General features: G+C 72.8%; 23 protein-coding genes. 15 read left to right on the top strand and 8 right to left on the bottom strand.

Annotated features, from left to right (window positions below; translation table 11 throughout):
* Positions 1-58 precede the first annotated feature (58 nt).
* Positions 59-994 carry a homocysteine S-methyltransferase gene (gene mmuM, locus OIE12_RS26350; protein WP_329139407.1) on the top strand — a complete coding sequence of 312 codons (936 nt, stop codon included), beginning with the start codon at positions 59-61 and terminating at the stop codon, positions 992-994.
* Between the two features lie 18 nt (positions 995-1,012).
* Here the strand turns inward: mmuM and pip are convergent, their stop codons facing one another.
* The 4 genes from pip to OIE12_RS26330 form a co-directional block, all read right to left on the bottom strand.
* On the bottom strand, positions 1,013-1,984 hold the full coding sequence (pip, locus tag OIE12_RS26345) for a prolyl aminopeptidase (RefSeq protein WP_329139405.1): 972 nt from the start codon (positions 1,982-1,984) through the stop codon (positions 1,013-1,015).
* Positions 1,985-2,036: 52 nt separating this feature from the next.
* Positions 2,037-3,635: a carboxylesterase/lipase family protein gene (locus tag OIE12_RS26340; protein WP_329139403.1), complete on the bottom strand. Its 1,599-nt coding sequence runs from the start codon at positions 3,633-3,635 to the stop codon at positions 2,037-2,039.
* A 107-nt stretch (positions 3,636-3,742) separates the two neighbouring features.
* The gene (locus OIE12_RS26335; RefSeq protein WP_329139402.1) at positions 3,743-4,369 is read right to left on the bottom strand and encodes a response regulator transcription factor; all 627 of its coding nucleotides are present in this window, start codon (positions 4,367-4,369) and stop codon (positions 3,743-3,745) included.
* Positions 4,366-5,586 (bottom strand): sensor histidine kinase, encoded by a 1,221-nt coding sequence (locus OIE12_RS26330; protein WP_329139400.1) that lies wholly within the window; start codon positions 5,584-5,586, stop codon positions 4,366-4,368. Before OIE12_RS26330 ends, OIE12_RS26335 begins: the two co-directional genes overlap by 4 nt.
* Positions 5,587-5,787: 201 nt before the next feature.
* Between OIE12_RS26330 and OIE12_RS26325 the strand changes: the two genes are divergently transcribed.
* Positions 5,788-6,570, top strand: a complete 783-nt coding sequence (locus OIE12_RS26325; protein ID WP_329139398.1) for a class I SAM-dependent methyltransferase — start codon at positions 5,788-5,790, stop codon at positions 6,568-6,570.
* On the opposite strand, the gene OIE12_RS26320 is transcribed toward OIE12_RS26325, so the two are convergent.
* Positions 6,552-7,238: a ThuA domain-containing protein gene (locus tag OIE12_RS26320; RefSeq protein WP_329139396.1), complete on the bottom strand. Its 687-nt coding sequence runs from the start codon at positions 7,236-7,238 to the stop codon at positions 6,552-6,554. The two genes, OIE12_RS26325 and OIE12_RS26320, sit on opposite strands and share 19 nt — an antisense overlap.
* A 69-nt stretch (positions 7,239-7,307) precedes the next feature.
* On the opposite strand from OIE12_RS26320, the gene OIE12_RS26315 reads away from it, so the two are divergent.
* Positions 7,308-7,703 carry a VOC family protein gene (locus OIE12_RS26315; RefSeq protein WP_329139395.1) on the top strand — a complete coding sequence of 132 codons (396 nt, stop codon included), beginning with the start codon at positions 7,308-7,310 and terminating at the stop codon, positions 7,701-7,703.
* Positions 7,704-7,731: 28 nt separating this feature from the next.
* On the opposite strand, the gene OIE12_RS26310 is transcribed toward OIE12_RS26315, so the two are convergent.
* The 3 genes from OIE12_RS26310 to OIE12_RS26300 form a co-directional block, all read right to left on the bottom strand.
* Complete coding sequence (locus OIE12_RS26310) at positions 7,732-8,169, bottom strand: VOC family protein (protein ID WP_329139393.1); 438 nt, start codon at positions 8,167-8,169, stop codon at positions 7,732-7,734.
* A gap of 83 nt (positions 8,170-8,252) precedes the next feature.
* Positions 8,253-8,951 (bottom strand): helix-turn-helix domain-containing protein, encoded by a 699-nt coding sequence (locus tag OIE12_RS26305; protein WP_329139391.1) that lies wholly within the window; start codon positions 8,949-8,951, stop codon positions 8,253-8,255.
* A gap of 9 nt (positions 8,952-8,960) precedes the next feature.
* A complete protein-coding gene (locus OIE12_RS26300; RefSeq protein WP_329139389.1) occupies positions 8,961-10,118 on the bottom strand; it encodes a YihY/virulence factor BrkB family protein in 1,158 nt (385 codons plus the stop codon).
* 113 nt (positions 10,119-10,231) lie between these two features.
* Here OIE12_RS26300 and OIE12_RS26295 point away from each other — a divergent pair, with 113 nt between their 5' ends.
* The 12 genes from OIE12_RS26295 to OIE12_RS26240 all read left to right on the top strand — a co-directional run bounded on the left by OIE12_RS26295 (position 10,232) and on the right by OIE12_RS26240 (position 23,134).
* Positions 10,232-11,866 (top strand): acyl-CoA dehydrogenase family protein, encoded by a 1,635-nt coding sequence (locus OIE12_RS26295; RefSeq protein WP_329139387.1) that lies wholly within the window; start codon positions 10,232-10,234, stop codon positions 11,864-11,866.
* A gap of 300 nt (positions 11,867-12,166) precedes the next feature.
* Positions 12,167-13,474 (top strand): GAF domain-containing protein, encoded by a 1,308-nt coding sequence (locus OIE12_RS26290; RefSeq protein ID WP_329139385.1) that lies wholly within the window; start codon positions 12,167-12,169, stop codon positions 13,472-13,474.
* A gap of 387 nt (positions 13,475-13,861) precedes the next feature.
* Positions 13,862-15,262, top strand: a complete 1,401-nt coding sequence (locus tag OIE12_RS26285) for a hypothetical protein (protein WP_329139383.1) — start codon at positions 13,862-13,864, stop codon at positions 15,260-15,262.
* Positions 15,263-15,361: 99 nt separating this feature from the next.
* Positions 15,362-15,934 (top strand): GNAT family N-acetyltransferase, encoded by a 573-nt coding sequence (locus tag OIE12_RS26280; RefSeq protein ID WP_329139381.1) that lies wholly within the window; start codon positions 15,362-15,364, stop codon positions 15,932-15,934.
* Positions 15,935-16,061: 127 nt separating this feature from the next.
* Positions 16,062-16,145 (top strand): putative leader peptide, encoded by an 84-nt coding sequence (locus OIE12_RS26275; RefSeq protein ID WP_309486338.1) that lies wholly within the window; start codon positions 16,062-16,064, stop codon positions 16,143-16,145.
* 129 nt (positions 16,146-16,274) lie between these two features.
* On the top strand, positions 16,275-17,966 hold the full coding sequence (locus tag OIE12_RS26270) for a nitrite/sulfite reductase (protein ID WP_329139379.1): 1,692 nt from the start codon (positions 16,275-16,277) through the stop codon (positions 17,964-17,966).
* Positions 17,963-18,142: a hypothetical protein gene (locus OIE12_RS26265; protein WP_329139377.1), complete on the top strand. Its 180-nt coding sequence runs from the start codon at positions 17,963-17,965 to the stop codon at positions 18,140-18,142. The genes OIE12_RS26270 and OIE12_RS26265 overlap by 4 nt, the downstream gene beginning before the upstream one ends.
* On the top strand, positions 18,139-18,903 hold the full coding sequence (locus OIE12_RS26260) for a phosphoadenylyl-sulfate reductase (protein ID WP_329139375.1): 765 nt from the start codon (positions 18,139-18,141) through the stop codon (positions 18,901-18,903). Before OIE12_RS26265 ends, OIE12_RS26260 begins: the two co-directional genes overlap by 4 nt.
* Positions 18,904-18,986: 83 nt before the next feature.
* Positions 18,987-19,523 carry an adenylyl-sulfate kinase gene (gene cysC, locus OIE12_RS26255; protein ID WP_329139373.1) on the top strand — a complete coding sequence of 179 codons (537 nt, stop codon included), beginning with the start codon at positions 18,987-18,989 and terminating at the stop codon, positions 19,521-19,523.
* On the top strand, positions 19,520-20,455 hold the full coding sequence (gene cysD / locus OIE12_RS26250) for a sulfate adenylyltransferase subunit CysD (RefSeq protein WP_329139371.1): 936 nt from the start codon (positions 19,520-19,522) through the stop codon (positions 20,453-20,455). Before cysC ends, cysD begins: the two co-directional genes overlap by 4 nt.
* Positions 20,456-20,457: 2 nt before the next feature.
* Complete coding sequence (locus tag OIE12_RS26245) at positions 20,458-21,792, top strand: sulfate adenylyltransferase subunit 1 (RefSeq protein WP_329139368.1); 1,335 nt, start codon at positions 20,458-20,460, stop codon at positions 21,790-21,792.
* Positions 21,793-22,015: 223 nt separating this feature from the next.
* Positions 22,016-23,134, top strand: a complete 1,119-nt coding sequence (locus tag OIE12_RS26240; protein ID WP_329139366.1) for an aliphatic sulfonate ABC transporter substrate-binding protein — start codon at positions 22,016-22,018, stop codon at positions 23,132-23,134.
* Positions 23,135-23,175: the final 41 nt, after the last annotated feature.

Here is a 23,175-nt window from a genome sequence, read left to right as displayed (position 1 = left end):
CGATATTGGCTCCGGCGGGCGCCGAACGTATGCGGGGTGTTGGGGTGTAATGAACCGTATGAGCAGCGAGACACGGCGTCCTTCGCTCGCCGAGGCGCCGGCCGGCTCGGTCGTCGTCCTGGACGGCGGCCTGTCCAACCAGCTGGAGGCGGCCGGGCACGATCTCGGCGACGCTTTGTGGTCGGCACGGCTCCTGGCCGAGGCGCCGGAAGCGATCGCCGACGCCCACCTGGCCTACTTCGAGGCGGGCGCGAGCGTGGCGATCACGGCGAGCTACCAGGCGACGTACGAGGGCTTCGCACGGTACGGCTTCGACCGCGCCCGTACGACCGAACTGCTGACGCTGAGCGTTCAGTTGGCGCGGACCGCCGCGCACCGGGCCCGCGCACGGGGGGCGTCGCGCCCCCTGTGGGTGGCGGCATCGGCCGGCCCGTACGGAGCGATGCTCGCGGACGGCTCCGAGTACCGCGGCCGCTACGGCCTCTCGGTGGCCGAACTGGAGGCCTTCCACCGCCCCCGCCTCGAAACCCTGGCCGCCGCCCGCCCCGACGTCCTCGCCCTGGAAACGGTCCCCGACACGGACGAGGCCCGGGCCCTGCTCCGCGCGGTACGGGGCCTGGACGTCCCCGCCTGGCTGTCGTACACGATCGACGGCGACCGCACCCGCGCCGGACAACCCCTGGAGGAGGCGTTCGCCCTGGCCGCCGAGGCGGACGAGATCATCGCGGTGGGCGTCAACTGCTGCGCCCCCACGGACGTGGAACACGCGGTGACGACCGCGACAAGGGTGACCGGCAAGCCGGCGGTGGCCTACCCCAACAGCGGCGAGACCTGGAGGCCTGCCACCCACACCTGGACCGGCCCCACCACCTTCACCCCCGAAGCGGTACAGCGCTGGCACCACGCGGGCGCCCGCCTCATCGGCGGCTGCTGCCGCGTGGGCCCGGCGGGGGTGCGGGGGGTCGCGGAGGTGCTGGAGGGTGCGGGTGCGTGAAGGGAGCCGGTGGACGGCTCACCGCGCCCCGCCCCGGTGAGCGAAGCGGTCGAGGGCCGCGCGCACATGGCCGCGTGTGGTGTCGCTGCCCAGGTGGCCCGCCTCCTCGACGACGATCAGCTCCGCGTCGGGCCACGCACGGGCCAGTTCCCAGGCGGTGTCGAGCGGGCCGCCCATGTCGAGCCGGCCGTGCACCAGCACGCCAGGGATGCCGGCCAGCCGGTGGGCCTCGCGCAGCAGGACGCCCTCCTCCAGCCACGCGCCGTGGGAGAAGTAGTGCGAGCAGATGCGCACCAGGGCCAGTCGCGCGGCCGGCGGCCGGTCACCGTAGGGGTGGGCGGCGCCCTTCGTCTCCCCGGACAGGACCGTGTCCTCCCACGCACACCAGTCGGCCGTGGCCTTCTCGCGTACCGCGGCGTCCGGGTGTTCCATCAGGCGCGCGTAGGCCGCGACGACGTCGCCGTCGCGCGGTGTGCCGGGGGCGCCCGCGAGGAAGCGCTCCCACTGCTCGGGGAAGAACCGGCCGACGCCGCGGTAGAGCCAGTCGATCTCGGAGCGCCGGGTGGTGGTGACGGCGGAGACGACGATCTCCGACACCCGCTCCGGGTGTGTCTCGGCGTAGGCCAGGATCAGCGTGGAGCCCCACGAGCCGCCGTACAGCAACCAGTTCTCGATGCCCAGGTGTGCGCGCAGCCGCTCCATGTCGGCGATCAGGTGCCGGGTGGTGTTGTGCCGCATGTCGGTGGCGGGGTCGCTCGCGTGCGGACGGCTGCGCCCGCAGCCGCGCTGGTCGAACAGCACGATGCGGTACCTGTCCGGGTCGAAGTGCCGGCGTGCGCCGACGCCGCACCCCGAGCCGGGCCCGCCATGGACGACCACGGCCGGCTTGCCGTCCGGATTGCCGCAGACCTCCCAGTACACGAGGTTGCCCTCGCCGACATCGAGCATGCCCGTCTCGTAGGGCTCGATCGGCGGGAACGACTCGCTCATCTCCTGACCTCCGTGTGGTCCGGCGTCTGCCGCCGGCGGTTCGCGGCCCCCGTCACGTGCGGCGGAAGCGGCGGACCGCTGACAGGGGGGCCGTGACGCGTAGGGGTGGGCGGGTGGTTCTCCGGGGGGTGCGGTGGGGGTCGGGGCGGGTGGTCTGGGACTGCCAGAGGGCCATTTCCAGGTCGCGGGGGCCGTGGGCGACGGGGGGTCCGGGCGTGCCGAAGACACGGACGGGGTGGGACGCGTCCCAGGCCGGCCAGCCGGGGTCGCCGTCCACCGCGAACCGCACCCACGCGGCGTGCATCTCCCGCGCCAGTTCCCGGGGCGCGTCCGGGCCGGCGAGCCGTTCCGCCTCCGGTACGTCCGCCGCGTCGAAGACGAAGCCGAGTTCCAGGGCGTGACAGGCGCCCAGGCCGGGGATGTGGGAGCGCCAGGCGAACTCGTAGACGTGGGTGGGGGCGGACCCGGGGGTGCGCGCGTCCGCCAGGCGGTGCAGGGGGACCCGCAGGAGGTGGTCGGTCACCATCTGGCCGATCAGTTCCGACGTCGTGGCCGTCGGATGCGCGGCCCGGTAGCCGCGGATCACCTCGGGGCCGCAGTGGCAGCGTGCCATCGCCAGCGCCACGGCGAGCGGGCCGAGGCGGTCGATGCGCTCGACCAGCCCCGTCGGCGCGATCCACAGCCGGTACTCCTCGCTGGTCCACCCCATCAGCAGCGGTACGTCCCGGGCGGCGCCGTCCACCAGCGCGGCGAGCGGGTCGCGGGGCACGAGGTCGCCGTCGACGACGATGCCGAACGCGGGGCCGCCGAGGATGGGTCCTGCCATGCGGCCGGCCTCCGCCTGCGCCTCGGCCAGCCGGGTGCGGTCCACGTCCGCGAAGGCGGCGGCCGTGGCGGGGACGTCGAGCCGCGCGGCCATCCGCCGCACCAGCTTCCGCACCTTGCCCCGGTCCGTCGCCTCCGGCGGCCCGCTCTGCAGCACCGCCCGCCGGAACAGCCCCCGGGCGCGCGGCGCGGCCAGCAGCGCGCCGATGCTGATGGCGCCCGCCGACTCGCCGAACACCGTCACCCGGTCCGGGTCGCCGCCGAACTCCTCGACGGACGCCCGCACCCATTCGAGCGCGGCGAGCTGGTCGTGCAGGCCGAGGTTGGGCGGCGCGTCCGGGAAGAGGCCGTAACCCTCCACTCCCAGGCGGTAGTTGAAGGAGACGAGGACGACGCCGTCGCGGGCGAACGCCGTGCCGTCGTAGACGGGGACGGCGGAGGAACCGCGGGTCAGCGCGCCGCCGTGGATCCACACCATGACCGGGAGCCGGGCCCCGCGGCCCGGCTCCGGCGTCCATACGTTGAGGTTGAGGCAGTCGTCGCCGGCGACCACCGGGTCCGCGAGGAAGCGGGCGAACGCCTCCGAGTACGGCGGCTTGGGCGGGGTCGGCCCGTAGGCACCGGCGTCCCGGACGCCGTCCCACGGCTCGGGCGGCACGGGGGGCCGGAAGCGGCGCGGGCCGAAGGGCGGGGCGGCGAAGGGGATGCCGCGGAAGACGGCGACGCCCTGTTCGTAGCGGCCGCGGACGCGGCCGCGGGGTGTGCGGACGACGGGATCCGGCGACCCCGGGCCGTGGTGGTCGGCAGGGGGTTCGGAGGGGGCCATGCGCGCGTCCTTCCTGCCGGGGGCGGGGCGGGCGGGTGATGCGGTTCTGGTGCGTGTGCCGCACATCGTATTTTGCGCCGGATGCGGGACGGCGGAGGCGGAACCCGCTACCGCACCAACCGCCGCTCCTTCGCCACCGCCACCGCCCCCGCCCGCGTCTCCACCCCCAACTTGCCGTAGATCCGCTGCAGATGCGTCTTCACCGTCGCCTCACTGATGAACAGCGCCCGCGCGATCTCCCGGTTCCCCAGACCCCCCGACAGCTGCTGGAGGATCTCCCGCTCGCGCTCCGACAGCGAGGGCCGCGGGTCCCGCAGCCGCGCAAGGAGCCGGTCGGCGACCGGCGCCGACAGCGCCGTACGCCCGGCCGCCGCGTCCCGGATCGCGGCGAACAGCTCCTCCGGCCGCTCGGCCTTGAGGAGGTACCCCGTGGCCCCCGCCTCGACGGCCCGCGTGATGTCGGCGTCCGTGTCGAACATGGTGAGGACGAGGACCCGCGGCGCCGCCGCCTCCGACGTCAGCTCGCGCGTCGCCGTCACGCCGTCGATGCCGTCGCCGAGCTGGAGGTCCATCAGCACGACGTCAGGCCGCAGCCGCGCGGCGAGCGCGAGCGCCTCCTCGCCGCTGCCCGCCTCCCCGACCACCTCGATCCCGTCGGCGCTGGACAGCAGCGCCCGCAGCCCGGCCCGGACCACCGCGTGGTCGTCGCACAGCAGCAGTCGTACGGAGGTCATGGGGCGGGCTCCTCGGTGGTCAGCGGGGTGGTGGCGGTGACGACGGTGCCCTCGCCCGGGGCCGACTCCACGGTGAGCGTGCCCCCGGCCTGCCGGGCCCTGATCCGCATGGCGGGCAGTCCGTGGCCGCGGCCGGAGGCGGGGTGCGGCCGGGCCGCCGGGTCGAAGCCGCGGCCGTTGTCCGCGACGTCGAGCGCGATCCGGTCGTCCAGGCAGGTGAGCGTGAGCGCGGCCCGGGTCGCCGCCGCGTGCTCGCGCACGTTGGCCAGCGCGCCCTGCGCGATGCGCAGCAGCGTCGCCTCGACGCGGTCCGGGAGGGGGCCGGGGGTGCCGTCGAGGCGGAACTCCACGGTCAGACCGGGCCGGCTCTCGCGCGCGGTGAGGGCGCGGAGCGCTCCGGGGAGCGTGTCGTCGGTGAGGTCGGCGGGGCCGAGGTCCTGGACCAGGTGCCGCGCCTCGGCGAGGTTGCGGGCGGTGATGCCGGTGGCCTCGCGCAGATGGTCCTGGGCCGCCGCGGGGTCCGTCCGCCACACGCGCTCGGCGGCCTGGAGCAGCATCCGCTGGCTGGACAGGCCCTGGGCGAGCGTGTCGTGGATCTCGGCGGACAACCGCTGCCGCTCGGCCAGGACACCGGCCCGCCGTTCGGTGGCCGCGAGGTCGCGCCGGGTGCGGACCAGGTCGTCGATGAGGAGCCGCTGGCGGGCCGCCTGCCGCTGGAGGTGGACGAGGACGGCGGTGGCGACCGCGGCGATGGCGGGCGGGGCGACGACCATGTTGGGGTTGAGCGTGCCGTGCGAGAACCGTATCTCCGAGACGACGACCATCGCGGTGAGCAGCGCCACGAGCGGCACGGCGAGGCGTGGGGGCAGTGCGTGCAGGCCGGTGAAGAGCAGGGGCATCGCACACCAGGTGGCGCTCGGCGCCTGGACGAGGAGTACGACCCAGTTCGCGGTGACGGCCGCCAGCCACACGAGGTGCCGTGCGGTGGGCAGGGTGCCGGGTGGGGACGTGGGGGCGAACAGCCGGCCGGCGGTGTAGAGGAGCGGGAAGGTCACGAACAGCGCCACCGTCCAGGCGCGCTGGGGGCCGCCGCCCTGGTCGTGGGTGAGGAAGCGGACGAAGGAGGAGCACAGGAGAGCGCAGAACGCGATGTGCAGAACGGCGGTGAGCCAGCGCGCGTCGGGGTCGGTGCGCTCGGCCGCGTGCAGCTTTTCCATCGTTCCCCCGGATCTCCGTTTCTCCGCGCCCCGTTGGTTCGTGTCTATCGGGCCGTACGGGCGTGCGCATCAACCGATCGGTTGACACCGGTGTCCGCCGGACCGTCGCGGAGACCGATCCGGTCGGCCGACGGGCGCGGGCGGTCGGCGGCACCAGGCTGGCAGGGCAGACAGCGACCGGACAACGACCGAGGAGACCCCGTGCCGGCCAGGAACGTCACCGTCAACCGAGCGAGCTTCGGACACCGTGTGGGCTACGCCGTACGGCACCCGGCGCGGGTGCCGCGGCATCTGGTGCGCGTCACCCGGGACATGTGGCTGCGCCGCAAGTACCCGGACCACGTCGACTACTACCGGGCCGTGATGCGTTCCGACACGCAGGTGAGCCCGGACGCGGCGGTCGGGAGCCGGACCCGGGAGCGGTGGCTGGCGCTGGGCGCGATGCAGTTCGACTACCTGGTCGGGCACGGGCTGCGCCCCGAGCACCGGATGCTGGAGATCGGCTGCGGCAATCTGCGCGCCGGCTGGCGGTTCATCCGGCATCTGGAGCCCGGGCACTACTACGGCCTGGACATCTCCCCCGACATCCTCGCCGCCGCACAGGGCACGCTCGTCGAGATGGGGTTGCAGCAGCGACTCCCCACGCTGACCCCGGTCCGCGATCTGACGCTGGCGTTCCTGCCCGACGCGCACTTCGACATCGTCCACGCGCACAGCGTCTTCTCCCACTCGCCGCTGCCGGTGATCGAGGAGTGCCTGGCGCACGTGGGCCGGGTGCTCAAGCCGGGCGGCTGGTTCGACTTCACCTTCGACCGGACCGAGGGCGAGGAGCACCACGTGCTGCACGAGGACTTCTACTACCGCACGGAGACGCTGGTGGCACTGGCCGCCAAGTACGGGCTGGAGGCCCGGTTCATGGACGACTGGGAGCGGTTGCCGCACGGCCAGTCCAAGATCCGGGTGACTCACGCCCCGGAGGGGTGAGCAGGGCCGGAGGGGTGAGCGAGGCCGGCCGCCCAGCGCAGTCCGCCGAGGAGGTGGGCGCGGAAGGCGGGGTCGGCGTAGGCGGGTGAGGCGTGGCCGAGGGCGGTGTAGAAGACCCGGCCGGCGCCCTGCGCGCGGTACCAGGCGAGCGGGTGGTCGGCGCCCATGCCGCCGCCGTCGTACGAGGACTCGTCGGCGCGGAGCAGGATGTGCGCGGTGGCGCGGGGGTTGGTGTCGAAGTCGTACCACTCGTCGGTGAACTGCCAGGTCGCCGGGAGGTGGGCGGTGGCGGGGTGGGCGCGGTCCTCGACGACGACACGGCCGGGCTGGTAGGCGGGGTGCCGGGTGAAGCGGGCGCCGAGCAGCTCGCCGAAGTACGGCCACCCGTACTCGGTGCAGGTCGCCGCGTGCACCCCGGCGAAGCCGCCGCCGCCCTCGACGTACGCGGTGAGGCGGGCGCGGCCGGCGTCGGTGAGGACGTCGCCGCTGGTGGAGAGGAAGACGACCGCCGCGTACGGGGTGAGGTCGGCTTCCAGGGCGGCGGGGTTCTCGGTGGCGTCCACGGCGAGACCGTCCGGGTCGAGGGTGCGCAGCGCGGCGACGGCGTCCGGGATGGAGTCGTGCCGGTAGGCGGTGGTGCGGGTGTACACGAGCAGTCGCGGGGCCATGGGTGGGCAGCCTAGGGTGTGTCCGTTTCCTTCAAGACCGGGGGTGGCGGTGACGCCTACGGTGGCGGCATGACTCCACGATTCGACGCGGTCGGCCTGGTCGTCTCCGACATGGCCGCCTCCCTCGCCTTCTACCGCCGCCTGGGCTTCGACTTCCCCGAGGGCAGCGAACGGCAACCGCACGCGGAGGCGACGGTGCCCGGCGGAATGCGGCTGCTGCTGGATACGGAGGAGGTGGTCCGCTCCTTCCACCCCGGCCGGCGCCCGCCGTCTTCCACGGCCGGGAGCCGCGTCTCGCTGGCCCTGCGCTGCGAGACGCCGGCCGAGGTGGACGCCCTGTACGACTCCCTGGTGGCCGCCGGCCACCACGGCGAACTGAAGCCGTGGGACGCGGTCTGGGGCCAGCGCTACGCGATCGTCCACGACCCGGACGGCAACGCGGTGGATCTCTACGCGGGGTCGTGAGGAGCCCCGGTCGGTGTGGCCGGGCCCGTCAGAGCAGACAGAACTCGTTGCCCTCCGGGTCCGCCATCACCACGTGGTCCGGTCTGCCCTGCCACTCGTCCTCGCGGATCACGGTCGCGCCCGCGGCGGTCAGCCGCTCCACCGCCTCGGCCACGCGCGGCCGGCGCACCTCCCACGGGGTCTCACGGCCGCCGCCGACCTGCACATCGAGGTGCAGTCTGTTCTTCGCCACCTTCGGTTCCGGCACCTTCAGGAAGGAGATGGTGGGGCCCACACCGTCCGGATCCGAGAGGTACGCCCCGTCGTCCCACTCCTCCTCCGGGACGTCGTGATGGGCGAACCACTCCTCCCAGCTTCCGAACCCCGTGGGCGGGGGCTTCTCCGCATAGCCCAGCGCCAGCGCCCAGAACGCCGCCAGTTTCGCCGGGTGCGCACAGTCGATCGTCAAGCTCCACTTGGCCGCCATCAGCCCTCCCCAGTCGGTGCGAGGGACAGTACCGCCCACCACTGACATCGCCCTCCCCACAGGCGTGCGCGGGGACCGCGCGCTCACGTGGGCGGGAAGAGCCGGCCCGGGGTCGACCCCGTCAGGGCCCGTACCTCGCGTGTCAGGTGGGCCTGGTCCGCGTAGCCGGAGCGGGCCGCCACCTCCGCGTACGACGCGCCCTCCCCCGCCACTGCCAGCGCCCGTTGCAGGCGCAGGACCCGGGACAGGGTCTTCGGGCCGTAACCGAAGGCCGTGCGCGACCGTCGGTGCAGTTGGCGGGCGCCCACGCCGAGGGCGTCCGCGGTCGCGGTCACCGAGTGGCCCGCGTTCAGGGACGCGACCACCCGCGTCAGCAGGGGGTCCGGCGGGGCCGACTCCGCCGCCCGGTCCAGCGCGAGCGACTCCAGTGCGGCGGCCGGGTCCGGTGCCGCGTCGATCCGGGCCGTCAGCCGTCGGACCCGCGCCGCGGGCCACAGGTCGGCGAGGGCGACCCGGCGGTCGCGCAGCTCGTGCGCGGGGACGCCGAGCAGCGTGGGGGCCGTGCCGGGCGGGAGGCGGAGGCCCGCCCAGCGCGCGGGCGCGGCCTCGGGGACGTACGCGCGTGTGTCGGGGCCGGCGACCAGCAGCCGGCCGTCGGTCCACAGCAGGTCCATGCAGCCGTCGGGCAGGACGGGCCGCTCCCACCGGGCGGGGTCCGGCCGCTCCATGCGCCGGCGCCAGAGAACCGCCCCCGGCAGCCGCGACGCCCGTTCCGCGTACATACCGCCAGGCTAGGGCCTCTGCCCCGGCCCCGGGTCGGACGGCTTGCCGCCGCCGTGGTGGTAGCTGCGGACGTGGGCGCGCAGGCGGGAGGTGACGTCCTCCGGGGGCAGGAAGCGTGACCAGCGTTCGGGGAACTCGGAGGGCATGTCCGGGTCGTCCGGGTCGTCGTCGCACAGGGCGGCCGTACGGGCGACGTACTCCGCGGCCTGTTCGCGGCGGAGCCGCTCGTTGGCCTCGCGGGCGGCGGCGGTCGCGGCGGCCGGCCACACCCGGTCGATCGCCGCGTTGACGGCCGCGCCCACCAGGACCGCGAACGCCGAGACGCCGATCCACAGCAGCACGGCGACGGGCGCGGCCAGCGAGCCGTAGATCGTGGGGCCCTCGACGGTGCTGGTGAGGTAGATGCGCAGCAGGAAGCTGCCGAGCACCCACATCGCGAGGGCGACGAGCGCGCCGGGCACGTCCTCCACCCAGGGCGAGCGCACCGGCACCGAGACCTGGTAGAGCGTGGTGAGGAAGACGATGGAGAGGACGACGACGACCGGCCAGTACAGGATCTGGACGACCGTCGTGGACCACGGCACCACGTTGACCACCGCGTCCGGCCCGGCCACCGTCAGCGGCAGCGCGACGGAGCCGATCAGCAGGGCGACGATGAACAGGCCGAACGCCAGCAGCCGGGTCTTGACGATGCCGCGGGTGCCGTCGAGGCCGTACATCACGGTGATGGTGTCGATGAAGACGTTCACCGCGCGGGAGCCGGACCACAGGGCGAACAGGAAGCCTATGGAGATGATGTCGGGGCGGCCGCCCTTCATCACGTCGTGCAGCAGCGGCTCGGCGACCTCGGTGACGCCCTTGTCGGACAGGACCGTGCGGGAGGCGTCGAGGATGTTGTTCTCGAGGCTGCTGATGGTGTCGGTGCCGGTCCAGGCGTCGACGTAGCCGAGCAGTCCGATCAGGCTCAGCAGCAGCGGCGGCACGGAGAGCAGCGTGAAGAACGCCGCCTCCGCCGCGAGGCCGAGGATGCGGTACTCCATGCAGGAGTTGACGGTGTCCTTCAGGAGCAGCCAGGCGGTCCGGCGTTTGGAGACATTCCGGTACAGGGCACGCGCCCGGTGGAAGCGGCCGGGTGGCGTGTCGGGGGATTCACTTGCTGGCTGCACGGACCAAAGGTATCGGCCGTTCGACCCTGCCCTCATCCCCTGGTCGCCCCGGCTCTTCGCCCGGGCGCCCGGAAGCGGGTGACCAACCCCGTACCGAAGGGTAGGTTCCTGGCATGGCAGCCAGCACGCACACGGTGACCAACCAGGCCCCGCCCCTGGTCGGGTACGACGTCTTCTCCGCCGACCGGGCCCTCGTGGAAGCCGTCGAGCGGCATGTGGCCCCGGAGCGCCTCGGGGAGGTCACCGAGGAGCTGGTGGGCCTCGGACGGACGGCAGGGTCCGCGCAGGTGCAGGAATGGGGGGTGCTGGCCAACGAGAACCCGCCGGCACTGCGCACGCACGACCGCTACGGCAACCGCCTCGACGAGGTCGACTTCCACCCCTCCTGGCACCGGCTGCTCGGCAAGGGCGTCTCGGCGGGGCTGACGGCGGCCTGGACACGGCCGGCCGGGCATGTGCGGCGGGCGGCGGCCTTCGTGGTGTGGACGCAGGTGGAGGCGGGCAACGGCTGCCCGCTGTCGATGACGCACGCGGCGGTGCCCGCGCTGCGCACCGACCCGGCGCTGGCGGCCGAGTGGGAACCGCGGCTGACGTCGATGATCTACGACCGTGAGCTGCGCCCGGCGGCGCAGAAGGCCGGCGTGCTCTTCGGCATGGGGATGACGGAGAAGCAGGGCGGCAGCGACGTACGGGCCAACACCACCGGGGCCCGGCCGCTGGCCGAGGACGGCACGTACGAGCTGCGCGGCCACAAGTGGTTCTGCTCGGCGCCGATGTCGGACGGCTTCCTGGTGCTGGCGCAGGCGCCGGGTGGGCTGACCTGCTTCCTGGTGCCGCGGGTGCTGGCGGACGGCACGCGCAACGTGTTCCGGATCCAGCGGCTCAAGGACAAGCTCGGCAACCGGTCGAACGCCTCCGGCGAGGTCGAGTTCGACGGGACGTGGGCGCGCCGGGTCGGCGAGGAGGGGCGCGGGGTGCGGACCATCATCGAGATGGTCGCCGCGACCCGGCTCGACTGCGTGCTCGGGGCGGCCGCGCTGATGCGGCAGGCGGTGGCGCAGGCCGTGCACCACGCCTGGCACCGCGAGGCATTCGGAAGTCTCCTTGTCGACAAGGCGCTGATGCGGAACGTCCTGGCCGACCTGGCGCTGGAGTCCGAGGCCGCGACCGCGCTCGGGCTGCGGCTCGCGGCGGCCTACGACGACGGGGGCGAGCAGGAGCGGGCGCTGCTGCGCCTGGCGGTGCCGGCCGCCAAGTACTGGGTGACCAAGCGGTGCACGCCGCTGGTGGCGGAGGCCTCCGAGTGCCTGGGCGGCAACGGGTACGTGGAGGAGTCGGGGATGCCCCGGCTGCTGCGCGAGTCGCCGCTGAACTCGATCTGGGAGGGCGCCGGGAACGTCCAGGCGCTGGACGCGCTGCGGGCGCTCGGGCGCGAGCCGCAGGCGATCGACGCGTTCCTGCGCGAGGTCGGCACCACCCGGGGCGCGGACCACCGCCTCGACGGCGCGGTGAAGAACCTGCTCACCGAACTCGCCGACCTGGACGGCGCCGAGGGCCGCGCCCGCCGCCTGGTGGAGCGCATGGCGCTGGTGCTCCAGGGTTCGCTGCTCGTGCGGTACGCGCCGCCCGCGGTGGCCGACGCGTTCTGCGCCTCGCGGCTGGGCGGCGACTGGGGCGCGGCGTTCGGCACCCTGCCGCACACGCTCGACCTGGCGTCGGTGGTGGAGCGGGCGCGCCCGGTGGGCTGAGGGCCGCTGCGCCGAAGGCGTACGTCGCGGGGGTGGTGCTGCGCCGACACGGCACCACCCCCGCGGTGCGGCCCCACCGGCGGCGCCTCGGGGGCGCCACCGGAACGGCTTGAACAAGTTTCAACCACCGTACGGCTGTTCGCCAGGGTTGCATGAGGTTGCAAGCCGCAGCCCTGCGTGGCCGTGGCGTGCCCCTGTGTCACCGGGGAACCGGCAATATGGATCCGCAAGCAGAGCGGTACGGAAGCGAACAGTCGACGGGCCCGTGCACCGCGCGGACGGGCCCCCGGGAGGACCGAGTTGGCCCACACTGTGCTGGACGTGACGCGGCTCGCCGCCCAGGACCCCGTGCAGGCGGCACAGTTGCTCGGCGAGGTGCGCACCGCCGCGCTCGGGTCCCGGCGGGCGGGCATGGCGCCGCGCGCGGTGATCGAGGAGTCCTGGAGCCGCATGCTGCGCAGCGGTTTCGACCCGGACCGCGAGCCGCGGTTCGCGCTCCTCGGCCGGGACGAGATCGAGCGGCGCCGGCAGGCGTCCCCGCTGCGGCACGTGGTGCCGGTGCTGCGCGAGACGCTGCTGCCGGTCGCGGACGCCGCGCACCACATCATGGTCGTCGCCGACGACGAGGGCCGGGTGCTGTGGCGCGAGGGCAGCGCGCGAGTGCTGCGCCGGGCGGACGGCATGGGTCTGGAGGTCGGCGCGGACTGGAGCGAGAAGACCGTCGCCACCAGCGGGGTCGGCACCCCGCTGGTGGTACGGCGTCCCGTGCAGGTGTTCTCCGGTGAGCACTTCGTACGCTCGCTGCTGCCGTGGACGTGCGCCGGGGCGCCGATCAGCGATCCGCGCGACGGCCGGCTGCTGGGCATCGTCAACGTCAGCGGTCCGCTGGAGGCGATGCATCCGACCACGCTGGCCTGGGTCGACTCGGTGGCCCGGCTCGCCGAGGCCCGGCTGCGCGAGCTGCATCTGACCTCGCTGGAGCGGCTGCGCGCGGTGGCGGCGCCGCTGCTGGCCCGGATGGACGGCAGCAGGGCGCTCGCGGTGGACCGGGACGGCTGGACGGCGGCGGTGACGTCGGTGCCGTACACCCCGCGGGTGGCGCTGCCCGTGTCGCTGAGCGCCGGGCGCGGGACCGTGCCGGGGCTCGGGCCCTGCACGGTGGAGCCGCTGCCGGGCGGCTGGCTGCTGCGTCCGCAGGAGCGGCCCGCGGGGGCGCGGGCGGCGCTCCGGATGGTCCTGGACGTGTCCGGGCCCCGCCACTGGACGGTGACGGTGTCCGGCGAAGCCGGCGCGTGGACGCAGGACTTGAGTCTGCGGCACGCGGAGTTGCTGTGTCTGCTGGCGTTGGACCGGGCGGGGCGGACGGCGTCCGCGCTGGCGGCGGACCTGTTCGGCGACCCGCGCCGCACGGTGACCGTCCGTGCGGAGCTGTCCCGGATGCGCCGGTATCTGGGCTCGCTGCTGGCGCACCGGCCCTACCGGCTGCACGAGGACGCGGAGGTGGAGGTTCGGTTCCCGGCGGACCGGGGGCAGTTGCTGCCCCCGTCCACGGCGCCGGGGGTCGCGCGAGCGCGGGGGTCGGGCCTGCCGGCCCCGGGGGCGTGTTGATTTTTTGGAGGGCGCGGGAGAGCTCGGGGGGTCCTGTTGTGGGGCGAGTGCGGGTGCGTCGTGGCTTGTCGCGCCCACGCGGCGGAGCCGCACAGTGACACAGCCCCGCGCCCCTGAAAGACCTGGGGTGCCCCCTGCTTTTCAGGGGCGCGGGGAACTGCGCGACCAGCCACACACGACTCGCACCCGCCGTACGACAGAACACCCCTCCCCCTCCCGCGACCGAAGAACAAACCTCCGTACCGCTCCGCGAGGGAACTCCCTTCAATTCTGCCGTTGACCGGGGGCCGCGAGGCCCACTGCCGTAGCATCCTTCCCGGACCACCACTCGCGCCACGGCCAACGAGAGGGCCGTATCGCACGGTTGACGGTCCCGGGAGGGCAGCGATGGCACACGGCAGACACCGCCGCAAGAGGCGAGGGCGCGCGCTGCGCGCCACCCTGGCCGGCACCGCGCTGGCCCTGACCGCCGCGGCGACCCTCATCAGCACCTCGCAGGCGGCCGGCGACGACGACCCCGGCCCGCTGACCCCGCTCACCTCCTCCGCCGAGCGCGGCAAGCTCCAACTGCACGAGAACCTGGTGAAGCAGAGCAGCCTGGACACGCTCACCAAGGCGATGGGCGGCAACGTCGGCGTGCACGGCGTGCTCCAGAGCGCCAACCACCCGATGCGGAACAAGGCCGACTGCGACGGTACGGAACGCGCCGCGCTGCCCGTCGAACCCGAGGCGACCCGCGCGTACTGCTGGGACGCGGGGGACGCCACGACGCAGAAGTGGCTCCCGCAGTCCGTCACCACCTCCGGTGACGCGGACGACGACGGCAAGTGGGGCGAGGACCGGGTGGTGCTCGCCGGCTGGACGCACAACGACCACAAGGCGGGCGAGCCCGCCGACGACCGGGGGCTCGCCCGGGTCGCGTTCATCGACGCCAACGACCCCGCGCACCTCAAGTACCGCTGGGTCCTGCTCGTCGCCCCGCTCTCCGGCGGCACCGACTTCGGCGCCGTCCGCTCGCACCTCGGCGGCATGGTCTGGTACCAGGACAAGCTGATCGTCACCGCGAAGAACGGCGCCGACCACGACAACGCGCTGTTCGTCTTCGACATGCACCGGATCCTCCGGGCGGACGTCAACAGCAGCGCGGTCGGCAAGGTGAGCGGCGGCTTCTCGGCCCACGGCTACCAGTACGTGCTGCCCGCCATCGGTTCCTACAACCTGACCGGCGGCGCGTGCGACGCGTCCGACGACGACCACGTGCCGTGCCTCGCCTCCGTCTCGCTGGACCGCACCTCCAGCCCGGACAGCCTGGTGGCGAACGAGTGGTTCAGCTCCGGCGGCACCCAGCCCGCCCGGCTCTGGCGCTACTACTTCAGTACGCAGAGCACCCGCACCGGACTGCTCGGCACCGACGCGAACGGCGACGCGGGCGCGGACGAGGCGTACGAGACCAAGGCGGTCGGCGTCCAGGGCGTGCTCTCGCACAAGCCGGACGGGGCGAGCGAGCCGGACTGGTACGTCGGCCAGGCCCCCGGCGCACGCGGGAAGCACGGCACGCTGTGGCGGCAGTCGGACTCCGGTGCCGACGCCGCCCTCTGCACGGCCGACCGGACGAAGGCCTGCTGGGGGCAGCACACCGAGTCGCTGTCGTACTGGCAGGAGACCGGCGAACTGTGGACGCTCACGGAGTGGGCGGCCGACGCGGACAACGGCTGGGAGGGCACGCCGATCCCGGAGCGCGTGCTGTACGCGGTGCCGCTGTCGTCGGTCGACGACTCGCTGGACTGACGGCCGCCGCTCGCACAGGAAGCGCACCCGCCCCCACCGGCCGTCTCCCCTGCCGGACCGCCCTTGGAGCGGGCCACGCCCCCGTGGTTGTCTGGCCGCATGAGCAACATCGCCGTGACCACCTGGTCCCTGGAGCAGACCTCCCCCTCCGATCTGCTGCCCGCCGAGGCCCCCGAGGGCGACGTCCGCGTCGTCCGGGCCGAGGTGCCCTCGCCCGAGTTCAGCCGTTTCCTGTACGCCTCGGTCGGCGGCGACATCCGCTGGACCGACCGGCTGCCGTGGCCGTACGCCCGCTGGCGGGAGCACCTGGACCGGCCCGGCGTGGAGACCTGGGTCGCGTACGAGCGGGGCACGCCGGCCGGCTACGTGGAGTTGGAGGCGCAGGACGAGGGGGCCGTGGAGATCGTCTACTTCGGGCTGCTGCCCGCCTTCCGGGGCCGGCGGATCGGCGGCCATCTGCTGTCGTACGGCACCGCCCGCGCATGGGACCTGGCCGAACGTCACCCGGGATGCGCGCCGACCAAGCGGGTGTGGCTGCACACGTGCAGCAAGGACGGTGCGCATGCGCTGGCCAACTACCAGCGGCGCGGCTTCCACCTCTTCGACACCACGGTGGAGGAGGAGCGAGAAGTGGCCACCCCCGGTCCCTGGCCGGGGGCGTACCCGGCCTGACCTGCGAGGACGCGCAAACCCCGAAAGCATGTGACGATGACCACCCTTGTCTCGCGATCCGGGACAAGGGCGTCCGGATGATGGACGATGGTGGACGGTGTCCGGATTGCCGTGCCACGCTTCCGTCATGTCTGGAACTGGAATCGCCTTGGTGAGTCGGCGCCACGTCGATCTCGGCCGCATGTCCAGCGCCATCTGTCCGGCGAGCTGAGCACCAGCGCCACCGGATTCTTCGAGCACCCCCTCTCCTCCCCTGCGCAACGTCGCGCACGCCTGTTCACCATGCCCGTGCGCGCAGGTACGAGCCGCACTCACCGCTGTCCCGAAGGACGTATCCACCATGGCCGCCACCCCTCGCAATTCCGCCGCGCCCCGCCGCAAGGTGAGCCGTCACCGCGGCGAGGGCCAGTGGGCCGTGGGGCACTTCACCCCGCTGAACGGCAACGAGCAGCTCAAGAAGGACGACGACGGTCTCAATGTGCGGACACGCATTGAGACGATCTACTCCAAGCGCGGCTTCGACTCCATCGACCCCAACGATCTGCGGGGACGTTTCCGCTGGTGGGGTCTGTACACCCAGCGCCGCCCCGGGATCGACGGCGGCCGCACGGGCGTGCTGGAGCCGGAGGAGCTGGAGGACGAGTACTTCATGATGCGCGTCCGCATCACCGGCGGACGGCTCACCACCGAACAGCTCCGGGCCATCGGCGAGGTCTCCGAGACCTACGCGCGCGGCACCGCGGACATCACCGACCGGCAGAACATCCAGTTCCACTGGGTGCGCGTCGAGGACGTGCCCGCCATCTGGGAGCGCCTGGAGTCGGTCGGCCTGTCCACCACCGAGGCGTGCGGCGACTGCCCGCGCGGCATGCTCGGCTCCCCGGTCGCGGGCGTCGCCGAGGACGAGATCATCGACGGCTCGGCCGCGCTGGACGAGATCGCCCGCCGCTACCTCGGCGACCCGCGCTTCTCCAACCTGCCGCGCAAGTTCAAGACGGCCGTCTCCGGCTCCCCGCTGCTCGACGTGGCGCACGAGATCAACGACATCTCCTTCGTCGGCGTCGTCCACCCCGAGCACGGCCCCGGCTTCGACCTGTGGGTCGGCGGCGGGCTGTCCACCAACCCCAAGTTCGGTGTGCGGCTGGGCGCGTGGGTGCCGGAGGCCGAGGTGCCGGACGTGTGGGAGGGCGTCACCTCGATCTTCCGCGACTACGGCTACCGGCGGCTGCGCAACCGCGCCCGGCTGAAGTTCCTGGTCTCCGACTGGGGCGCCGAGAAGTTCCGCCAGATCCTGGAGGACGAGTACCTCCACCGCAAGCTGATCGACGGTCCCGCGCCCGAGATGCCCGCGCAGCTGTGGCGCGACCACATCGGCGTCCACCGCCAGAAGGACGGCCGCTTCTACGTGGGCTTCGCCCCGCGCGTCGGCCGGCTCGACGGCTCGCTGCTCACCAAGGTCGCCGAGCTCGCCGAGGGCCATGGCTCGGGCCGGGTCTCCACCACCGTCGAGCAGAAGATGATCATTCTCGACGTGCCGCAGGACCGGGTCGACTCGCTCGTGGAGAGCCTGGAGGCGCTGGACCTCCGGGTGAACCCCTCGCCGTTCCGACGCGGCACGATGGCCTGCACCGGCATCGAGTTCTGCAAGCTGGCCATCGTCGAGACCAAGGAGCGCGGCAGCGACCTGATCGACGAACTGGAGCGCCGGCTCCCCGAGTTCGACGAGCCGGTCACCATCAACATCAACGGCTGCCCCAACGCCTGCGCCCGTATCCAGACCGCGGACATCGGTCTCAAGGGCCAGCTGGTCACCGACGACGAGGGCAACCAGGTCGGCGGCTACCAGGTGCACCTGGGCGGCGCGCTCGGTCTGGAGCCGTCCTTCGGCCGCAAGGTGCGCGGTCTGAAGGTCACCTCCGAGGAGCTGCCCGACTACATCGAGCGCGTCCTGCGCCGCTTCCAGACGGAGCGCGAGGACGGCGAGCGGTTCGCCGCCTGGGCCGCGCGCGCCTCCGAGGAGGCCCTGTCGTGAGCGAGCGCGCGGCGCCGTTCCACTGCCCCTACTGCGGCGAGGAGGACCTGCGTCCGGGTGAGGGAGGCCACGGGGCGTGGGAATGCGGGGCCTGCAACCGGGCCTTCCAGTTGAAGTTCCTCGGGCTGCTCGCCCAGGGGCTTCACGGGCACGACACGGGAGGGGACCAGATATGACCACGGTGCAGACCGTCGGGTCCGGCACCACGCCGGACGGCGACAAGGAACCCCGCGACAACGAACTGTCGCCGCGCGAGGCCGAGTTGAAGGCGCTCGCCGAGCAGGCGGGTCGCGACCTGGAGGACGCCTCCGCACTGGAGATCCTCCAGTGGGCGGCGAAGACCTTCGGCAAGCGGTTCTGCGTGACCTCCTCCATGGAGGACGCGGTCGTCGCCCACCTCGCCTCCCGGGCGATGCCCGGCGTGGACGCGGTGTTCCTGGACACCGGCTACCACTTCCCCGAGACCATCGGCACCCGGGACGCCGTCGAGGCCGTGATGGACGTCAACGTCCTCACCCTCACACCGAAGCAGACGGTCGCCGAGCAGGACGCCGAGTACGGGCCGAAGCTGCACGACCGCGACCCCGACCTGTGCTGCTTCCTGCGCAAGGTCAAGCCGCTTCAGGAGGGCCTGACCCGCTTCGAGGCCTGGGCGACGGGCCTGCGCCGCGACGAGTCCCCGACCCGCGCCCACACCCCCGTGGTCGGCTGGGACGACAAGCGCCGCAAGGTCAAGATCTCCCCCATCGCCCGCTGGACGCAGGACGACGTGGACGCCTACGTCACGGAGCACGGGGTGCTCACCAACCCGCTCCTGATGGACGGCTACGCGTCCGTCGGCTGCGCCCCCTGCACCCGCCGCGTCGCCGAGGGCGAGGACGCGCGCGCCGGCCGCTGGGCTGGCCGCGCCAAGACCGAGTGCGGGCTGCACGGATGACGGCCACCGACGGCAGCCGGACCGTCCCCCGCACCCTTCCCCACGATCCCCAGACCGTTTCCCACGATCCCCGGGAGAAGCACGTGAGTACCGGAGCCACCGTCTGGCTCACGGGTCTGCCGAGCGCCGGCAAGACCACCATCGCCCACGAGCTGGCCGGACTGCTGCGCGCCGACGGCCGCCTCGTCGAGGTGCTGGACGGCGACGAGATCCGCGAGTTCCTCACCGCGGACCTCGGCTTCAGCCGCGCCGACCGCCACACCAACGTGCAGCGCATCGGCTTCCTCGCCGATCTGCTGGCCCGCAACGGCGTCACGGCGCTGGTCCCGGTGATCGCCCCCTACGCCGACAGCCGCGAGGCGGTGCGCAAGCGCCACGAGGCGAGCGGCGCCGCGTATGTCGAGGTGCACGTGGCGACCCCGGTCGACGTGTGCTCCGTGCGTGATGTGAAGGGCCTGTACGCCAAGCAGGCGGCCGGTGAGATCTCCGGGCTGACGGGGGTGGACGACCCGTACGAGGAGCCGGTCTCGCCCGATCTGCGCATCGAGTCGCAGCACCAGACCGTCACGGAGTCCGCCGCCGCCGTCCACAAGCTGCTCGTCGAAAGGGGTCTGGCATGACGACCGTCGCCTCCGTCTCCGAGGAGACCGACAGCCCGTACGCCCTGACGCACCTGGACGCGTTGGAGTCCGAGGCGGTGCACATCTTCCGCGAGGTCGCGGGCGAGTTCGAGAACCCGGTGATCCTCTTCTCCGGCGGCAAGGACTCCATCCTCATGCTCCACCTGGCACTCAAGGCATTCACCCCCGCCCCCGTGCCGTTCTCCCTCCTCCACGTGGACACCGGCCACAACTTCCCCGAAGTCCTGGCCTACCGCGACCGCGTCGTCGCACAGCACCGACTGCGCCTGCACGTCGCCTCCGTCCAGGACTACATCGACCGGGGGGCGTTGAAAGAGCGCCCCGACGGCACCCGCAACCCCCTCCAGATCATCCCGCTCACCGAAAAGATCCAGAGCGAGAGGTTCGACGCCGTCTTCGGCGGCGGACGCCGCGACGAGGAGAAGGCCCGCGCCAAGGAACGGGTATTCTCCCTGCGGGACGAGTTCTCCCAGTGGGACCCCCGCCGCCAGCGCCCCGAGCTGTGGAACCTCTACAACGGCCGCCACGCCCCCGGCGAACACGTCCGCGTCTTCCCCCTGTCCAACTGGACCGAACTGGACGTGTGGCAGTACATCGCCCGCGAACAGATCGACCTCCCCCAGATCTACTTCGCCCACGAACGCGAGGTGTTCGCCCGCAACGGCATGTGGCTCACCGCCGGCGACTGGGGCGGGCCCAAGGACGGCGAGCACGTGGAGAAGCGGCAGGTGCGCTACCGCACCGTCGGGGACATGTCCTGCACCGGCGCGGTCGACTCCGACGCCGACACCATCGAGAAGGTGATCACCGAGATCGCCGCCTCCCGGCTCACCGAACGAGGTGCCACCCGCGCCGACGACAAACTGTCCGAAGCCGCGATGGAGGACCGCAAGCGCGAGGGGTACTTCTAGCCATGACCACCACCACGGAACTCACGGACCTCGCCGAGACCACGCTCCTGCGGTTCGCGACGGCCGGTTCGGTCGACGACGGGAAGTCCACGCTCGTCGGACGGCTGCTGCACGACTCCAAGTCGGTCCTGACCGACCAACTGGAGGCCGTGGAGCGGGCGTCGGCCGGGCGCGGCCAGGAGGGTCCCGACCTGGCGCTGCTCACCGACGGTCTGCGGGCCGAGCGCGAGCAGGGCATCACCATCGACGTGGCCTACCGCTACTTCGCCACCCCGAAGCGCCGGTTCATCCTCGCCGACACCCCGGGCCATGTGCAGTACACCCGCAACATGGTCACCGGGGCGTCCACGGCGGAGCTGACGGTGATCCTGGTCGACGCCCGCAACGGCGTCGTCGAGCAGACCCGCCGGCACGCCGCGATCGCCGCCCTGCTGCGCGTCCCGCACGTCGTCCTCGCCGTCAACAAGATGGACCTCGTCGGCTACCAGGAGTCGGTGTTCGCCGCGATCGCCGAGGAGTTCACGGCGTACGCGACGGAGCTGGGCGTCCCGGACGTCACCGCCATCCCGATCTCGGCGCTCGAGGGCGACAACGTGGTCGAGGCGTCGGGGAACATGGACTGGTACGGCGGTCCGACGGTGCTCGAGCACCTGGAGACCGTGCCGGTCAGTCACGACCTGGCGCACTGCCACGCCCGCTTCCCGGTGCAGTACGTGATCCGCCCGCAGACCGCCGAGCACCCGGACTACCGGGGGTACGCGGGCCAGATCGCGGCCGGCACGTTCCGCGTCGGCGACCGGGTCACCGTGCTGCCCTCGGGCCGTACGACGACGATCACCGGGATCGATCTGCTGGGCACGCCGGTCGACGTGGCGTGGACGCCGCAGTCGGTGACGCTGCTGCTCGCCGACGACCTGGACATCTCGCGCGGCGACCTGATCGCCCCGGCCCCGGACGCCCCGGCCACCAGCCAGGACATCGAGGCGACCGTCTGCCACGTGGCCGACCAGCCGCTGACGGTGGGCCACCGGGTGCTGCTCAAGCACGGCACCCGTACGGTCAAGGCGCTGGTCAAGGACATCCCGTCCCGGCTGACGCTGGACGACCTGTCCCTGCACCCGCACCCCGGCACGCTGGCCGCCAACGACATCGGCCGGGTGAAGATCCGTACCGCCGAGCCGCTCCCGGCCGACGCGTACGCCGACTCGCGGCGCACCGGTTCGTTCATCCTGATCGATCCGTCCGACGGCACCACCCTCACCGCCGGAATGGTCGGCGAGTCCTTCGCCGCGCCCGAGCCGGTGAAGTCCGACGCCGACGAGGGCTGGGACTTCTGAGATGACCGGGGTCGACATCTTCGCGACGTTCGCCAAGGAGGGCGGCCGCATCGGCAGCGGCGCCCTCGGCAGCGGGACGGGCGGGGTCGCGCGATGTGCGCGATGACGTACGCGCACTGCCTGCGCGCCCTCACCCCCCACCCGCGTCACCGAAGACCTGTCGACCTCCCGGCCACGGCGTGAAGAGACCGTGACCGCCGGGCCAACGAGAGGACCACCTCCCGTGCCTGCCAAACGATCCCTCCGTGTCCCGCGCCCGCGCAGGGGCGTCACCGTGCTCGCCGTCCTGCCCCTGCTGACACTGGCCGCCTGCGGCTACGGCTCGAAAGCCGACTCCGACGAGGGGACGAAGGTTGCCGCCGACGCGAAGAAGACGGACGGTCTCGACTCCGTACGCATCGGCTACTTCGGCAATCTGACCCACGCCACCGCCCTGGTCGGCAACCAGAAGGGCTTCTTCCAGAAGGAGTTGGGCGCGACGAAGGCGAAGTACGCCGTCTTCAACGCGGGCCCCTCCGAGATCGAGGCGCTGAACTCCGGCTCCGTGGACATCGGCTGGCTCGGCCCCTCGCCCGCGATCAACGGGTACACCAAGTCGGGCGGCAAGAGCCTGAAGATCGTCTCGGGTTCGGCCTCGGGCGGCGTCAAGCTGGTGGTCAACCCGAAGAAGGTCACGTCGCTCAAGGACCTCAAGGGCAAGAAGATCGCCACCCCGCAGCTCGGCAACACCCAGGACGTGGCGTTCCTCAACTGGATCGCCGAACAGGGCTGGAAGGTCGACGCGCAGAGCGGCAAGGGCGACGTCACGGTCGTGCGCAGCGACAACAAGGTGACCCCGGACGCGTTCAAGGCCGGTTCGCTGGACGGCGCGTGGGTGCCGGAGCCGACCGCGTCGAAGCTGGTCGCCGAGGGCGGCAAGGTGCTGCTGGACGAGTCGACGCTGTGGCCGGACGAGAAGTTCGTCATCACCAACGTGGTGGTGCGGGCGGAGTTCCTCAAGGAGCACCCCAAGGCCGTCGAGGCGGTGCTGAGGGCGTCGGTCGAGACCAACAAGTGGATCAACGCCAACCCGGACGCGGCGAAGGCCGCGGCCAACAAGCAGCTGGAGAAGGACTCCGGCAAGGCGCTGCCGGCCGATGTCCTGGACCCGGCGTGGAAGTCCATCAGGATCCTCGACGATCCGCTGGCCGCCACGCTGAACAGCGAGGCGGACCACGCGGTCAAGGCCGGTCTGCTGGAGAAGCCCGACCTGGACGGCATCTACGACCTCACGCTTCTGAACAAGGTCCTGAAGGCGGAGGGCGGGGACACGGTCGACGCCGCCGGACTCGGCACCCAGTGATCCGTGTCCCCGGCCGACCCCGTATCCCGGCCCGTTCCCAG

The sequence above is a fragment of the Streptomyces sp. NBC_00670 genome (genome assembly GCF_036226765.1).
Lineage (GTDB): Bacteria > Actinomycetota > Actinomycetes > Streptomycetales > Streptomycetaceae > Streptomyces.
Note: the sequence above shows the minus strand (reverse complement) of the source record. Positions and strands in the feature narration are given on the sequence as shown.

What these genes read in the sequence shown, in the direction of transcription:
- OIE12_RS26295 (WP_329139387.1), top strand. Translation starts at nt 10,232, where the DNA reads ATGGCAGCCAGCACGCACACGGTGACCAACCAGGCCCCGCCCCTGGTC.
- mmuM (WP_329139407.1), top strand. Translation starts at nt 59, where the DNA reads ATGAGCAGCGAGACACGGCGTCCTTCGCTCGCCGAGGCGCCGGCCGGC.
- OIE12_RS26310 (WP_329139393.1), bottom strand. Translation starts at nt 8,169, where the DNA reads ATGGCGGCCAAGTGGAGCTTGACGATCGACTGTGCGCACCCGGCGAAA.
- OIE12_RS26330 (WP_329139400.1), bottom strand. Translation starts at nt 5,586, where the DNA reads ATGGAAAAGCTGCACGCGGCCGAGCGCACCGACCCCGACGCGCGCTGG.
- cysD (WP_329139371.1), top strand. Translation starts at nt 19,520, where the DNA reads ATGACGACCGTCGCCTCCGTCTCCGAGGAGACCGACAGCCCGTACGCC.
- OIE12_RS26275 (WP_309486338.1), top strand. Translation starts at nt 16,062, where the DNA reads ATGTCTGGAACTGGAATCGCCTTGGTGAGTCGGCGCCACGTCGATCTC.
- OIE12_RS26315 (WP_329139395.1), top strand. Translation starts at nt 7,308, where the DNA reads ATGACTCCACGATTCGACGCGGTCGGCCTGGTCGTCTCCGACATGGCC.
- OIE12_RS26305 (WP_329139391.1), bottom strand. Translation starts at nt 8,951, where the DNA reads ATGTACGCGGAACGGGCGTCGCGGCTGCCGGGGGCGGTTCTCTGGCGC.
- OIE12_RS26280 (WP_329139381.1), top strand. Translation starts at nt 15,362, where the DNA reads ATGAGCAACATCGCCGTGACCACCTGGTCCCTGGAGCAGACCTCCCCC.
- OIE12_RS26270 (WP_329139379.1), top strand. Translation starts at nt 16,275, where the DNA reads ATGGCCGCCACCCCTCGCAATTCCGCCGCGCCCCGCCGCAAGGTGAGC.
- pip (WP_329139405.1), bottom strand. Translation starts at nt 1,984, where the DNA reads ATGAGCGAGTCGTTCCCGCCGATCGAGCCCTACGAGACGGGCATGCTC.
- OIE12_RS26285 (WP_329139383.1), top strand. Translation starts at nt 13,862, where the DNA reads ATGGCACACGGCAGACACCGCCGCAAGAGGCGAGGGCGCGCGCTGCGC.
- OIE12_RS26335 (WP_329139402.1), bottom strand. Translation starts at nt 4,369, where the DNA reads ATGACCTCCGTACGACTGCTGCTGTGCGACGACCACGCGGTGGTCCGG.
- OIE12_RS26320 (WP_329139396.1), bottom strand. Translation starts at nt 7,238, where the DNA reads ATGGCCCCGCGACTGCTCGTGTACACCCGCACCACCGCCTACCGGCAC.
- OIE12_RS26340 (WP_329139403.1), bottom strand. Translation starts at nt 3,635, where the DNA reads ATGGCCCCCTCCGAACCCCCTGCCGACCACCACGGCCCGGGGTCGCCG.
- OIE12_RS26245 (WP_329139368.1), top strand. Translation starts at nt 20,458, where the DNA reads ATGACCACCACCACGGAACTCACGGACCTCGCCGAGACCACGCTCCTG.
- OIE12_RS26260 (WP_329139375.1), top strand. Translation starts at nt 18,139, where the DNA reads ATGACCACGGTGCAGACCGTCGGGTCCGGCACCACGCCGGACGGCGAC.